12 protein-coding genes are annotated in these 14,445 nt (G+C 64.0%); 7 read left to right on the plus strand and 5 right to left on the minus strand.

Features of this window, described 5'->3' with window-relative positions; translation table 11 throughout:
* Positions 1-102: 102 nt before the first annotated feature.
* The gene (locus tag AC13FW_RS02180; RefSeq protein WP_482988049.1) at positions 103-1,143 is read left to right on the plus strand and encodes a S66 peptidase family protein; all 1,041 of its coding nucleotides are present in this window, start codon (positions 103-105) and stop codon (positions 1,141-1,143) included.
* Positions 1,144-1,192: 49 nt separating this feature from the next.
* Here the strand turns inward: AC13FW_RS02180 and AC13FW_RS02185 are convergent, their stop codons facing one another.
* Positions 1,193-2,173, minus strand: a complete 981-nt coding sequence (locus AC13FW_RS02185; protein ID WP_482988050.1) for a tetratricopeptide repeat protein — start codon at positions 2,171-2,173, stop codon at positions 1,193-1,195.
* A gap of 205 nt (positions 2,174-2,378) precedes the next feature.
* Here AC13FW_RS02185 and AC13FW_RS02190 point away from each other — a divergent pair, with 205 nt between their 5' ends.
* Together AC13FW_RS02190 and AC13FW_RS02195 are read left to right on the plus strand one after the other, a co-directional pair.
* Positions 2,379-3,338 carry an MBL fold metallo-hydrolase gene (locus AC13FW_RS02190; RefSeq protein WP_482988051.1) on the plus strand — a complete coding sequence of 320 codons (960 nt, stop codon included), beginning with the start codon at positions 2,379-2,381 and terminating at the stop codon, positions 3,336-3,338.
* 14 nt (positions 3,339-3,352) lie between these two features.
* On the plus strand, positions 3,353-3,736 hold the full coding sequence (locus tag AC13FW_RS02195) for a hypothetical protein (protein WP_482988052.1): 384 nt from the start codon (positions 3,353-3,355) through the stop codon (positions 3,734-3,736).
* A gap of 169 nt (positions 3,737-3,905) precedes the next feature.
* Here the strand turns inward: AC13FW_RS02195 and AC13FW_RS02200 are convergent, their stop codons facing one another.
* Positions 3,906-4,796, minus strand: a complete 891-nt coding sequence (locus AC13FW_RS02200; RefSeq protein ID WP_482988053.1) for a PAS domain-containing protein — start codon at positions 4,794-4,796, stop codon at positions 3,906-3,908.
* Positions 4,797-5,390: 594 nt separating this feature from the next.
* Here AC13FW_RS02200 and AC13FW_RS02205 point away from each other — a divergent pair.
* The 3 genes from AC13FW_RS02205 to AC13FW_RS02215 all read left to right on the plus strand — a co-directional run bounded on the left by AC13FW_RS02205 (position 5,391) and on the right by AC13FW_RS02215 (position 8,381).
* Positions 5,391-6,275 (plus strand): acyltransferase, encoded by an 885-nt coding sequence (locus AC13FW_RS02205; protein WP_296245938.1) that lies wholly within the window; start codon positions 5,391-5,393, stop codon positions 6,273-6,275.
* 181 nt (positions 6,276-6,456) lie between these two features.
* A complete protein-coding gene (locus AC13FW_RS02210) occupies positions 6,457-7,380 on the plus strand; it encodes a M14 family metallopeptidase (protein ID WP_482988054.1) in 924 nt (307 codons plus the stop codon).
* 248 nt (positions 7,381-7,628) lie between these two features.
* Positions 7,629-8,381: a transporter gene (locus tag AC13FW_RS02215; protein WP_482988055.1), complete on the plus strand. Its 753-nt coding sequence runs from the start codon at positions 7,629-7,631 to the stop codon at positions 8,379-8,381.
* A gap of 9 nt (positions 8,382-8,390) precedes the next feature.
* Here the strand turns inward: AC13FW_RS02215 and phaZ7 are convergent, their stop codons facing one another.
* A complete protein-coding gene (gene phaZ7 / locus AC13FW_RS02220) occupies positions 8,391-9,530 on the minus strand; it encodes an extracellular native short-chain-length polyhydroxyalkanoate depolymerase PhaZ7 (protein ID WP_482988056.1) in 1,140 nt (379 codons plus the stop codon).
* Between the two features lie 106 nt (positions 9,531-9,636).
* Positions 9,637-10,542, minus strand: a complete 906-nt coding sequence (locus AC13FW_RS02225; protein WP_282265371.1) for a LysR family transcriptional regulator ArgP — start codon at positions 10,540-10,542, stop codon at positions 9,637-9,639.
* 133 nt (positions 10,543-10,675) lie between these two features.
* On the opposite strand from AC13FW_RS02225, the gene AC13FW_RS02230 reads away from it, so the two are divergent.
* Positions 10,676-11,311, plus strand: a complete 636-nt coding sequence (locus AC13FW_RS02230; protein ID WP_282265376.1) for a LysE/ArgO family amino acid transporter — start codon at positions 10,676-10,678, stop codon at positions 11,309-11,311.
* Positions 11,312-11,512: 201 nt separating this feature from the next.
* On the opposite strand, the gene AC13FW_RS02235 is transcribed toward AC13FW_RS02230, so the two are convergent.
* A complete protein-coding gene (locus AC13FW_RS02235; RefSeq protein WP_482988057.1) occupies positions 11,513-14,248 on the minus strand; it encodes a bifunctional diguanylate cyclase/phosphodiesterase in 2,736 nt (911 codons plus the stop codon).
* Between the last annotated feature and the right edge of the window lie 197 nt (positions 14,249-14,445).

Consider the following 14,445-nt stretch of genomic DNA (forward strand, 5'->3'; position numbering starts at 1 on the left):
CCCCCCCGCCCCCCCGCCCCCCCCCCCCCCCCCCCCCCCCCCACTACAGGTGGAGCGGCGCGCTGCTACTCTTGCGGCGACATCCCGGTAACAGGTAGCAACATGGATCGACGTCGTTTCATTGGCGGTACGGCATTGGCGGCGGCCTTGCCGCTGGTCGGTACGCAGGGCGCATTGGCGGTCGCGCGCGGGCAGCTGTTGGCGGGCGGGCTCAACAAGGGCGACACGGTGGGGCTGGTCAGCCCGTCCTCGGCCAGCAGCGAGCGGCTGAGCCTGCAGTTGGCGCGCGAGGCGATGGAAGCGCTGGGCTTTGTGATAAAGACCGGTGCGCATTACGCCGCGCGCCATGGCCACTTGGCCGGCACCGATGCCGAGCGCGCCGGCGATCTCAATGCCATGTTCGGCGACAAGCAGGTCAAGGCCATCATCTGCGTGCGCGGCGGTTCTGGCGCCGCACGGCTGTTACCGCTGCTCGACTACGACCTGATCCGCGCCAATCCCAAGGTGTTGCTCGGCTATTCGGACATCACCGCGCTGCATTGCGCGATCCAGGCCAAGACCGGGCTGGTGACTTTCCACGGCCAGATCGGCGCTGGCAGCTGGAATCGCTTCAACGTCGATCAGTTCGATCGGCTGTTCTTCAAGCGCGAGCTGATGCAGTACCAGAACCGCAGCGAGAGCGACGATGAACTGGTGCCGCGCGACAACCGTACGCTGACCATCCGCGGTGGCAAGGCGGAAGGGGAGTTGATCGGCGGCAACCTGACCGTGCTCACTGCACTGGCCGGCTCGCCTTATCTGCCGGATTTCACGGGCAAGATCCTGTTCCTGGAGGACGTGGCCGAAGCGCCGTATCGCATCGACCGCATGTTCAGCACCTTGAAGCTGATGGGCGCGCTGGACAAGATCAACGGTTTCATCTTTGGTGAGTGCACCGATTGTTCGCCGGGTGACGGCTATGGGTCCTTGACCCTGGACCAGATCTTCGATGACTACATCCTGCCCTTGAAGATTCCGGCCTACCGCGGCGCGATGATCGGCCACATCAAGGAGCAGTTCATCGTGCCGGTCGGCGGCAAGGTCGAGATGGATGCCGACGCAGGGACCTTCCGTCTGCTGGCGCCTGTGCTGAGCGGGGCGTGATGCGCGCGACGACGTGGCGGCCAGCCGTCACGTCGTTAGTGCGCGGAGCTTATTCTTCTTCGTCGCCTTGCGCGTCTTCGTCCTGATCTTCATCTTCGGGCGACAACCACCAGGCATGGCCGTCCTCGCGCACCGGCTGCGGCAACTCACGGGTTTCGATCGCGTCCAGATGACGACTGGCATTGCCGGCGGCCCAGTCTTTCAATAGTTTCTCGACCGAGAGCCGGCTCTGCGCGGCAATGCCGAGATTGCGTTCGGGCTGCCATTGCGCTTCGCCATCTTCGTTCGGTTCCTGTGCATGGCTGTGCGGCGCGCCGTAACTGCAACGCAGGCAGTAATGGCGGATGCTGCGGGTCCAATCCTCGGCATAGCCGATGCCGGGTGCGCTGGCGCGCAGCAGCGCGTCGATGTCGTCGGCGCTGTCCGCGCGCACGAACACCACGAAGGTCTGGAACTCGGACGGCTCCAGTCGCTCCAGTTCGTTGAATACATGCACCTCGCGCTCGCCATCGAAGCGTGCGCCGGTGGGGGCACCGTCGTGCAGCACGATGTCACCGAAGCGGTGGCCGCTTTCCGGCAGTGGCACGTTGAGGATGCGTGCGCGCACCGGGTCGATGCGGCGCATGAACACCGTTTCGCCGGTGCTCCACGGGTTCAGGCGCACCACGGCGACACCGAAGTTGCCATCGATGGGGCCTTCCCCTTCGGGCAGGGTGATATCGCAGGCGGCCCATAGCTCGCGCACTGTCGTCCATTGGCCAAGGCCGGTCGCCGCGATGGCCGCGTTCCAGTGCTGGGCCTGGCTGAATTCTTCCGCCAACGCGATTGCCTGCAGGTTGTCACGCAACGAACCGGCCCATTCCATCTGGTACTTCAATGCCAGCCCGCGCATGTAGTGATAGAACGGATTGTCTGGATGGTGCTGCAGCAACTGGTCGAAATCCCGGGTAGCGCTCTGCAGTTCGCCATCATCGACGGCGAGGTAGGCCCGGTTGTGGATGCTTTCAAGATCAGGCTGTTCGGAAGTCATTGCGCGCAGCGGTGTTGGGGGAATGGATGATCGCATGCGCGCCGTATGCTGCGCAGGCGGGGTACGGGATGCGACCGGCAGTTTCGCGCTTTAACGTGCGGATAACAGCGGTATTGCCAGCATCGTCGGCAATGCGCGTTCGTGCTTTGAGTGTTGGCGGTATCGTGCGTGGCGGTTTTCATCCATGGCTTGCTGGAGCAGCGCAATGAACGACAAAGGTTTGAAGTACATGACATTGGTGGTGGCGATCGCGCTGGCAACGACCGGCTGCGGGAAGCCCGCAACGCCAGATGGCGCGACTACAGCAGCCCCCCCGGCCGCGACGCCGGCCATGGACCCGGCATCGCAAGGCACCCAGCAAGCCTTGAACGTGGAAGTGTTCAATCCCGGCGCGGACGCCATCTTTGCGGTGTCCTCGGAACTGCTGACCGGTGCCAGCGATGCGGTGCTGGTCGATGCGCAGTTCTCCACTGCCGATGCGGCCAAGCTGGTCGAGATGATCAAGGCGTCAGGCAAGAAGCTGACCACGATCTACATCAGCCACGGTGATCCGGACTACTACTTCGGCTTGGAGACCTTGCACGCTGCATTCCCCGATGCGCAGATCCTGGCCACCCCGCAGACCATCGCGCATATCCAGGCCAGCAAGGATGAGAAGCTGAAGATCTGGGGGCCACAGCTGGGTGCCAATGCGCCCAAACAGTTGCTGGTGCCTTCTCCCCTGCAGGGCAACAGCCTGCAGTTGGAGGGGCAGGAGTTGAAGGTGATCGGCCTGGACGGCGCCAGCCCGCAGCGCACGGCCTTGTGGGTGCCATCGATCAGTACGGTGATGGGCGGTGTGCTGGTGGATGCTGGTTCGCACGTGTTCATGGCCGATACGCAGACGCCGCAGTCGCGTCAGGATTGGCTGGCTGCGCTGCAGCAGATCAAGGACCTGGCGCCGGCGCGGGTGATTCCCGGTCACTATGCCGAAGGTGCGCCACAGGACCTGGCGGCGGTTGAGTTCACCGCCAACTACATCCGCGCCTTCGATGAGGAAGCGGCAAAGGCCAAGGATTCGGGTGCGCTGATTGCGGCGATGAAGCAGCGCTATCCGGGCCTGCCAGGTGAAGCATCGTTGGAACTCAGTGCCAAGGTGGCCAAGGGCGAAATGCCCTGGAAGTAACGGCGTGATGCAGAATGGGGCCGGTATCAACTTCATGGAAGATCATTTTGAAAAGTCGATTTTTTGCTGTTCTCAGCATCGGCGTCCTGGTTGCAGGTAGCGCCTTGGCCAAGGAAGCCATTCGATTGGACGCGTCTTCCGATGCGGCGGCGGAGTCCAGTTGGGAACGGATGGTCGAGTCGGTCAGTGCTGCGAAAAAGCAGAAGCTCCTGGTCGCCATGCTTCAGATCAATCTGGAGGGTGTGAGTTCTGCCCACGAGGTGGCGGGCAATCCGGAATTGCAACGTTTTGGTATTGCCAGGGTGAAGGACAGGGTTGCCGGCCTGGATGCTGACGAGATCATTGCGTTGGGAGGCCGGGCCTCCAGTGCCGGGGTCCAGATCCAGTCGATCGAGTAGCGTCCAGTCACGTATGCAGCTGGAACCCATTCCATGCATGGTCTGGGTTCCGGGAACGTTGCGTTCATGCTGCAAGCAGGTTCGCCATCCCCGCGCCGGATGGCCGTTGGGATGCCGATGTCATCGCTGCTCCACGCACACTGCGTCGGTCCTGGAAGAACTACCTGGATCAGAAAATCGGGTTGGAGGCGCGATCCGCGGCAGAGTTGGCAAGGCGCTTCTTCGCCTTGGCGGCATACATGGCGGCATCGGCATGGCGCAGCAGGGCATCGGCGTCATTGCCGTCGGCGGGGAAGCAGGCCACGCCCACGCTGGCGTCGATCTGCGGGGTGTCGCTGCCCAGGCTCTGCAGCAGGGCCAGCCGCGCGCGTAGGGCTGTGGCGATATTCAGGGCGTCGCTGGGGCTGGCGCAGGCCGGCAGCACGGCAACGAATTCGTCGCCGCCGACGCGGGCGATCAGGTCGTTCTGCCGCAGGCCGTCGCGCAGCTGGCGGGCGGCATCACGCAGCAGGCGATCACCGGCTTCATGACCATAGCGGTCGTTGGCAGCCTTGAAGCCATCCAGGTCGATGTAGAGCAGTGCCAACCCGCTGTCATCACGCCCCGCACGCTCCAGTGCCGCTTCCAGCTCGCGCCGCAGGTGGTAGCGGTTGGGCAGGCCGGTCAATGTGTCGTGGCTGGCCAGGTGCTCCAGCTGTCGTTCGATCCCGCGCAGAGCGGTTACCTCATGGCCGACGCCGATGCGGATGCCGTATTCCGGCAGCCATTTGGCCGACCATTGGATGTCGACCACGCTGCCATCCTTGCGGATGTAGCGGTTGCGGAAGTTGGAGCGTGGCCGGCCTTCCATCGCGTCCAATGCCGACTGCTCGGTGGCGGCGCGGTCCTCCGGATGCACCAGATCCATGATCTGCCGGCCTTTGGCCTCTGCAGGGGTGTAACCGAAGATGGTCTCGAAAGCAGCATTGACCATCAGCAGCTCGCCATCGGGGGCAACCATGCACACTGCGTCGGGTAGCAGATCCAGGACTTCGCCGAGCGGCGGCAACTTGAAGGGCATGGGCAATACGACAAATACGAAGGCTGGGATTATGCCGCGTCCAGATTACTGCGTATGTCGGGGCGCGACCCACTCCAATCGGCACGCAGCTACTCCAAGGACAGGGGAGGGGACTGGCGGCTGATGACGGATAAATCCTGAATGCGCGGAGCAAACGGCACGGCTGCCTGCCCCGTCCGATTCGCTGGCGTGCGGACCAATGCGCTGGGCGGCCAAGCCTGGTAACTGCCAAGCCCTCCTGTCAGGCACTCGCCACGGCTTTGACGGCGCTTGGGGCGGGACCGCCATCGATCCGTACTTCCGCAAGCGCATGCGGCTTCGGCAGGGGGCAGCCGATCCGTCGCCAGCCGTTGCAGGCATCTGGGTCTGGGGCATTCCCATCCGTGGCAGTCCACCGGATGCAGCTGCTGGAGGCGGACTCCAAGGCACCGAGCGGTGCGGGACCGGCAATTTCCCGCGGCCGGAAATGGCGGTGATTGCCGGGCATTGCGCGATGTTGCCGGGTCCTGCCAACCGTTCGAGATGAATCCTGACGCGACGGTTTTGCTACCCTGTGCTTCTTTGGGTTCTGGGGTTGCTCCCCGCGGTTACTCCATGGTGTGGTTGCGTGTAGCTCTGATTTTTCCGTTGATCGTGATCAATACGCTGGCCCATTGCCTGCCGTTGTTCGTGGTCGCGCTGTTCAAAGCGGTGCTGCCGCTGAAGTCGGTGCGCCGCGCCTGCAATCCGCTGCTGACCGGGCTGGCTGAAAGCTGGATCGCGGTGAACAGTGCAATGATCCATGCGTTCACCGCGACCCGTTTCACGGTCAGCGGCACCGAGGGCCTGGAGCGCGATGGGCATTACCTGGTGCTGGCCAACCACCAGAGCTGGGTCGACATCCTGGTGCTGCAGAAAGTATTCAACCGTCGCATTCCGCTGCTGCGTTTCTTCCTGAAGCGCTCGCTGTTCTGGGTGCCGGTGCTGGGCCTGGCCTGGTGGGCGCTGGATTTCCCCTTCATGGGCCGCTACAGCCGCAAGCAGATCGCCAAGAACCCGGAGCTGGGGCGGCGCGACATGGAAGTGACGCGCAAGGCCTGCGAGAAGTTCGCCAGCATTCCGGTGTCGGTGATGAACTTCGTCGAAGGCACCCGTTTCACGGCTGCCAAGCACGCCGCGCAGACCTCGCCGTTCAAGCACCTGCTCAAGCCAAAGTCCGGCGGTGTGGCCTTCGTGCTGGACGCGATGGGCAAGGGCCTGCATGCCTTGCTGGACGTGACCATCGTTTACCCCAAGGGCATCCCTTCGATGATGGACCTGATGGCCAACCGCCTGCCGGAAGTGAAGGTGCTGGTGCGCAAGTTGCCGATCCCCGCCGAGTTCATCGGCCGCAACTACCAGGAAGACCGCAACTTCCGCGCCCAGTTCCAGCAATGGATGAACGGCTTGTGGTTGCAGAAGGATGAGGACATCGCCCGTCTGCTCGAGAACAAGGCCTGATTGATACCGATCGGTTTTGCAGCAAACTCTCGGTTTCTGTTGTGGGAGCGGCGTAAGCCGCGAAGCTGACATTGCTGGGGTGCAGGGCATTCATGCAACCTGAGGTTGTTCCAGCTTCGCGGCTTACGCCGTTCCTACGGTGTAAAGTGCGCGCCAACATCCGTATTGAAGAGACCTGCGCATGAGCATTGATGCCGCTTTCTATCCCATTGGTACCCCTGGCCAGGCCTGGGGGGCACCGGAGCGGGCACAGTGGCTGGCCCAGCAGAAAGTGCAGCGCAGCTATGCCGAAGAAGTGCTGGTCAAGATCGACGCGCTGCGTGATCGGTTTGAGGTGACGCAATACGGCGAGCTGGATTACCCATCGGGCCGCTATCCGCTGTTCGCGATCCGCAGCCAGAACTGGGACGAGGCCTTGCCGGTGATGTTGGTCACCGGTGGCGTACACGGCTATGAGACCAGCGGCGTGCAGGGCGCGCTGCAGTTCGTCGACCAGCATGCGGACAGCTATGCCGGCCGCTGCAACCTGCTGGTCGCCCCCTGCGTCAGTCCGTGGGGTTATGAGCGTATCCAGCGTTGGAATGCATCGGCGCTGGATCCGAACCGCTCTTTCGTGGACAACAGCCCGGCACAGGAATCTGCTGCGCTGATGGCCTTGGTGGCCCCCGTGCAGGGGCGTGTGCTGATGCATATCGACCTGCACGAAACCACCGACACCGACGAAACCGAGTTCCGTCCGGCGCTGGCCGCGCGCGACGGCAAGCCGTTCGAGCCGGGCGAGATTCCTGACGGTTTCTATCTGGTGGATGACACCGAGAACCGCCAGCCGCTGTTCCAGCAGGCGGTGAATGCCGAAGTCGCCAAGGTGACCCATCTGGCCCCGGCCGACGAGCACGGTGAAATCATCGGTTCCAAGGTGGTGGCCGAAGGCGTGATCGAATACCCGCTCAAGGCCCTCGGCCTGTGCGCCAGTGTCAGCGGTGCGCGCTACACGACCACCACCGAAGTCTATCCGGACAGTGCCAAGGCGACCCCGCAGCAGTGCAATGATGCCCAGGTGGCGGCGGTGATCGGCGCTCTGGATTACGCGCTGGCGCATCGCTGAGGTTTTGACTCGGCAGGTTTGATGAAACCCCACCCGGCGCAAGCGGGTGGGCTTTCCATTTGTGGCCTCGCCACCAACCAAAGTGGTATCCCCGGAGCATCCGTAGCCCGGGTAAGCGAAGCGCACCCGGGAAGCACGCGCCGCAACAGCCCGAACGGACCATCGCGCACCGTTGCGACTTCTGCGTATGCCGGTAGCGCCCATGATCTTTCACATCACCACCCAGCCGCGTATGGAACATGGCGGGCATGAGAACCTCGCCCCTGCTGCTTGCAGTGTTCGCCTTGGTCAGTGGCCAGGCCCAGGCCGAAGACGCGCCGGAATTCGACCGTCCAGGCATCGGCTTTTCCACCAGTACGGTTGGCAAGCGCGTCGTTGTCTGGGAGCAGGGCTTGCCCGATGCAAGCCGCGATCGCAGTGATGACCTGACCACCACCACATGGACCGCAGACACGCTGTTGCGGGTCGGGCTTGCCGATACGCTGGAGTTGCAGCTCGGCGCAGATAGCTGGAGCGGGCTGCGGCAGCGCGGCCCGGGTATTCGGGTGCAGGACAGCGGCGGCGGCGACGGCAGCGCGGCACTCAAGTGGGCACCAGCGCTGGTCAACGAACAGCTATCAATGGCTTTCAAAGCAGGGGCCAGCCTGCCTTGGGGCAGGGCACCGCTGGGTGATGCGGGGCATGACTACGACCTGGGCATGACGGTGGCATGGGCGCTGCCGCGCGAGCGCAGCCTGGCGTTCTACATCGACCGGCAATGGGGCGATGGTGGCAATGGCTGGTTGTTCTCGCCCAGCTATGGTTTCGCCTTGCGGCCGCAGTTGTCCGCCTATGTCGAAGCCGGCTACGGCACCGGCGCGCAGTACATGCGTGCGGCCGGTGCCGGTGTGACGTGGATGGTGGGCTCGCGCGTGCAACTGGATGCATCGTTCCTGCGCGGGCTGGATGCCGACACCACCGATTGGCAAGGCGGCGTCGGCGTGTCGATGTCCTTCGATTGAGAGCGTGGTTCAGCGATTGACCGCAGGGCCGTACACGCCGCTGTAGCCGGCTGCGCAATTGCTGGTGCAGTCGCTGGTGAGCATGTTGCGCACGATCAGGCCGGCATTGTTCTTCGAGCGGAAATGGCCGACGCCGCTGCTGGTGTCGCCGCCACCGAAGTTGTAAGGGCTGCCGTCGCTCCAATCCCAGTCGAAGCTGTAGGCGCTGCTGCCTGCGCCGATGTCGACCTGCGCGTAGACATTGGTGGCGCTGTTGAACAGTGCGCCATCGGCACAGCCGGCGCTGTAGCTGGTGGTGAAGCAATGCACCTGGTCACGCGAGCCGGCGGTGATGGTGTAGAAACGGATGCCGGTGTACGTGGCCGGGAACGTGCGCAGGCTGCCGCTGCCACTGCCGGTCCAGCGGTTGTAACCGTAGTAGGCAACGCCGGTGCTCGGGTACAGGCCGAAGGTGTAGTAGTTGTACGGGAAGACATAGGCCTCGGCGTTGCAGGTAGGCGCCAGGGTCGATTGATAACCGGTGCTGCGGCAGGTCTGCAGGCCGCGCAATCCGCCAGCGATATTGATGAAGCGGCGCACGCTGCCTTGGTTGGCGTTGTACTTGATCGAGGCCAGGGCCATGGTCGCGCCCAGCGAGTGGGTGACGATGTCGACCTGGCTCTTGCCGGTATAGGCCTTGACCTTGTCGATGAAGGTCTTGATCGTCTGATAAGTGGCCGGTGCGTGGTAGTTGTACTGCGGCGCCGCGCGCTCGCTGGCGCTGAGGTAGGTGATGCCGAACAGTTCGCAGTCGTTGTAGCCGGCAGCCTTCAGTTCGGCGTAGATCGAGCGCGGCGGGGTGCTGTAGCCGGCGACTGCGCCGGCTGGCATGTCGAAGCTGATGGCGCTGTCGCCATTGCCGGGAATGAACACCACCGGAGTCTTGCTGGCGGTACAGCTGCCGCCGCCAAAGCCGCCCTGGCCGACACCGGGATTGAAGCCGCCAGCGTATTGATTCGCCGTGCCGGTGCAGGTGTAACCGTTGTTGCTGCCGCACTCCAGGGCCTTGGCGCTGGTGGATGCCAGCATCAACATGGCGCCCGCCAACGGCGCGGCCAAGGCGCTGAGCAGCCACGAGGAAATGACGGGGACAGATCGTTTGCTCGACATCTGGCGGCTCCGGTAGGTGTGCGGGTTGATCCATGCAGGATCCGCCCGGGCCGCCGGGGTAGGCAGTGTCCTTTAGGGAAACTTGCAGTGCAGCACAGGCGCCGCCTTATCTGCGCTTGCGTATCAACATGGCCGAGGCCTGCAGGATGGCGCGGGTCAGCAAGGCCATGGTTTTGACCTCGCCCTTCCAGTGCTGCCAATACAACGGCACGTCCTCCCAGGCGCGCGCCTTGACGTAGACCAGGCGCCCGCTCTCCAGGTGCCGGCGCACCAGTGGCAGCGGGTTCATGGTCCAGCCCAGTCCGCCGAGGTTGGCGTGGACGAAGGCGCGGGTGGAGGGGATCCACCAGGTCGGCGCATTGTGCGGCTGTTCGACCCCGGCCAGACGGCGTGCATAGCGGGCCTGCATGTCGTCCTTGCGGTTGAATACCAACACCGGTGCCTGCGCCAGCGCCTGTGCGGTCACGCCCTTGGCGAAATGCCTGGCATGGAACTCGGGGGTGCAGGTGGCGGCGTAGCGCATGCTGCCAAGCGCATGGATCTGGCAGCCCTGCACAGGCTCGGACAAGGTGGTGACCGCACCCATCACCGCGCCCTGGCGCAGCAGGGCAACGGTGTGGTCCTGGTCTTCGGTATGCAGGTCCAGGGTGGTGGAGGTGCTATGGGAGAAGTTCTGCACCGCCTCCGGGAACCAGGTTTCCATGCTGTCGTGGTTGACCGCCACCGGGATGCTGGCGCGTGGCAGCTCGGCGTCGCTGAGGCCGATGCGCTCGAAGGCGTCGCGCTCGAGCAGCGCGGTCTGTTCGGCCAGCTGTACCAGCACCTGGCCCTCCGCTGTTGCCTCGGTGGGAATGGTGCGCTTGATCAGCAGTTTGCCGACCCTGTCCTCCAGCGCCTTGATCCGCTGCGATACCGCCGAGGCGGTGACGTTCAGCGACAGCGCCGCGCGTTCGAAGCTGCCTTCGCGGATGACGGCGGCCAGTGCCCGCAACTGGGCATGATCGATGCGCATATTAAGTTCTGCTAATGATGGTTAACGAAGTTTAGCTCTACTTTTCATTGCTGCATTGCGACAATTGGCGCGTCCGGACGTACCGGTGGGTTCTCCCGCTGCGTCCTTCCCCCAAGTAGCAAGGTTTTTCCTCATGTTTTCGGTTATTTCCGCCCAAGCTGCCGGCAGTGCCTGGCTCAGTGGTGCCGGTATCGGTATCGGTCTGTTCGCCATCGTCGGCGCGCAGAGTGCGTTCATCCTGCGCCAGGGGATCATGCGCCAGCACGTGATTCCGATCATTGCCACCTGTTTCGCCATCGATGCGGTGTTCATCATGGCCAGCGTGGCCGGCCTGCGGCAGCTGACCGCTCAGCTGCCGTGGCTGACCACCGTCCTGCTGTGGGGTGGTGTTGCCTTCCTGACCTGGTATGCGGCGCAGTCGGCGCGGCGTGCGGTGGCCGGTGGCGGTGGCATGAAGCTGGATGACAACGGCGAGCAGTCGTTGCGTGCAGCCCTGATGGCGGCGGCCGGTTTCTCGATCATCAACCCGCATTTCTGGCTGGACATGATGGTCATTGGTTCGATCGCCGATAACTTCGGCGAGTCGCGCATGGCGTTCGCCATCGGCGTGGTGACCGCCAGCGGTGTGTGGCTGACGGTGCAGGGCCTGGGTGCGCGGATGCTGGCGCCGTTGTTCACCAAGCCCTCCACCTGGCGCATTCTGGACGGCACCATCGCCGTGATCCTCAGCGTGCTGGCCTTGACCCTGGCGATCCGCGGGGTCAACTGAGGCCGGGCTTCATCCGGTCGGTTTGGGGGCGGCCGGGTCATACCCGGACCCGGCCGGATCGACGCTTTGGTAGTCGCGTCAATATCGCCCGGGCAAGTGCAACACACCCGGCAGCAGAAACTTGCCTTTCTTCCAGGCTGACCGGCAACAGGCCCGGGTACGTTGTGCTTACCCGGGCTACGGACTTGCATGCGTTGGCGGTTAGGTGGCCGGGTTCCAGCGTGCCGGCCACTGGAGAATGAAGTCCTCCACCTTTGCCAACGGCATTGGTCGTCCAAACACATAGCCCTGGCCCTCGGCACAGTGTTCTTCCTTCAGCTGGTCCAGTTGCGCCTGGGTTTCGACACCTTCGATGGTGGTGCTGATGCCCAGCTTTTCGCACAGGTGCGATACCGCGCCGATGATGGCGCTGCCCTGGCTTTGTTCACCCAGGTCGCGGACGAAGGACTTGTCGATCTTGACCTTGTCGAACGGGAACGCACGCAGGTAGCCGAGCGAGGAGTAGCCGGTGCCGAAGTCGTCCATCACGATCGACACGCCGGCCTTCTTCAGTTGCAGCAGCTGTGCAGACGCGGCCTCGATGTTGGTGATCAGTGCGTTCTCGGTGATCTCCAGTTCCAACCGTGCCGGCGCCAGCCCGGTTTCTGCCAATACCTGCTCGACGCCTTCCGCCAGATCGGGCTGGGCCAGCTGCGATACCGACAGGTTCACCGCGATCTTCATCTGCTCCGGCCACTGGCTGGCATCCTGGGCGGCCTGGCGCAGCACCCACGCGCCCAGCGGCAGCATCATGCCGATGTCTTCAGCCAAGGCGAGGAACTCACTGGGTTCAAGCAGGCCACGTTGCGGGTGATTCCAGCGCAGCAGCGCTTCAAAACCGGCGACCTGGCGCAGGCGCAGGTCCACCAGCGGCTGGTAGTGCAGCTCAAACTGCTGTTGCTGCAGGGCCGCGCGCAGTTCGGTCTCCAGCTGCCGGCGGCGCTGCATGCGCGTATCCATTTCCGCCTCGAAGAAACGGTAGCAGCTGCGGCCCTCGTCCTTTGCCCGGTACAGGGCCAGGTCGGCGTTGCGCATCAAGGTGTCGGCAGCGTTGGCCTGGTTGTCGATCAGGACGATGCCGATGCTGGTGCTGATGGCGAACTGGTGGTTCTCCAGTTCGACACTGCGGCCCAGTTCTTCCACCAACCGCGCAGCCAGCGTGGCGGCGGCCTCAGGCATGCGGCTTTCCGATGCCATCAGGATGGCAAACTCGTCGCCCCCCAGTCGCGCGACCAGGTCATTGCCGCGTACGCAGCCGAGGATGCGCTGGGCGACTTCCTGCAGCAGGCGGTCGCCGGTGGGGTGGCCGAGGCTGTCGTTGACGTCCTTGAAGCGGTCCAGGTCGAGCAGCAACAAGGCGCTGTGGTGTCCACGACGGGCGGCGATCAAGGCCTGGTCGAGCTTCTCGAACAGCATGGTGCGATTTGGCAATGCGGTCAGCGGATCGTGCTGGGCCAGGTAGGCAATGCGAGCCTGCGCCTGCCGTCGCGCGTCCACGTCCTCCAGCACGCCGGCCCAACTGCTCAGGCTGTGGCCGATGCGGGCACCGCGTGCGCGTAACCAGCGCCACTTCCCGTACAGATCCAGTACCCGGAACTCCACGTCCAGCGAGGCCGCTTTGGTGGCGGTGAAACTCTGCTCCAATGCGATTTCTATCTGTGGCAGGTCGTCTTCGTTGACCCGGCGCAGCCAGCCCTTGCCGAGCGCATGGTCATCGGGTTGGCCGGTCAGCTCGCGCCAACCGGTGGCCGAGAGCACCGTTCCATTGCGATCGGATTGCCACAGCACCAGAGCGCCGGCCTCGGCGACGGCGCGGTAACGCTGCTCGCTGGCCTTGAGGTCACGGGCCAGGGCGCGCGCTTCATCGGCGCTCTTCTTCAATGCATCGACAGTGCCGCTGAGGCTGCTCTGCAGGCTGCGCACTTCGCGGATGTTGGACGGGTGTGGATCGGGCAGGGTGGCGAGATTATCGACGACGCCATGGCTGCGTTGGACCAGGGCGCGGATCGGCAGCAGGATGCTGCGGGCGATGGCATTGGCCCAAAGCAGGGCGATCAGGGCTGCGACGATGCCGCCGAGAATGATCCCGAGCAGCGGTTGTTGCCAGCGGGCCTGGAAGCTCTGTTGTGGCTCTCCCACGACCAGCGTCCATCCCGGTGCGGCCTGCAATCTGTGGAAGGCGAAGATCACCGGCGTGCCTTCCTTGCTGCTGGCATCGATCAGCCCGTGTTGACCGCTGCTGCGCTGCAGCGTCTGCCAGTCAGGCACCTGCTTGCCGATGTAACGTTCCGGCGAAAGCGACCGAGCGGCAATGACGCCATTGTTATCGACGACCGCAGCCAGCAGCTGCTGGTCGTTGCCGCTGCCCATGATGCTGGCGATCAGGCGATTGGAGGGCTGCACCATGGTCAGGACACGGGTGCCACCGGTATCACCGAAGGGCAGGGCAATGGCGACTTCCGGGGTGTTGGTGATGGCGTTGGTGAACAGATCCGAGACCTGCGCCCTGCCTTCGCGGCGTGCGTCGTACAGCAGTCCTGATGGCAATGCGCGGGCCTGCTCGCTGTCATCCTGGATCAAGCGGATATCCGGGTTGGCGCGTGCCCATGCCTGCAGCTCAGGGGCTGTTTCCTGCAGCTGTGGTGCGAGCGAGGACAGCAGACGCAGCTGGTTGATGTTGTCCTCGATACCCTGGTCAACACCACGGGCAAGGGCGATGGCGGTTTCCTGCAGGCGTTGTTCGGAGCTGTGGCGGTAATCGCGGGCGGCGTTCCAGACGGCGAAGGCGCCGATCACCAGCAATGGCAGCAGGGTCGCAAGGATCAGCAGGTGCAGGCGGGAATGCAGGCCACGGGTACGCGCCAAGGTGTGCTGCGCCGCCGATGCAGTAGTTGCCAAGCCTCAGTCTCCGGTGTCCGTTGTGGCGTAGTGCAGATGGCAGCCAAGCCCAAATGGCGGCCGTGGGCGGCGTGGCGCTGTTATGGCACGAACCCGGTTAGGTTGGAAAGTACGCGTGGAACCCAAAGCGGGGGCTGTGCAGTGGCCCCCCACTGTCCAATTCCCGCCGTGCAGGGCAGGTGTAGGCAGCAGGGATG

Source organism: Stenotrophomonas sp. 21LCFQ19, from assembly GCF_056861425.1.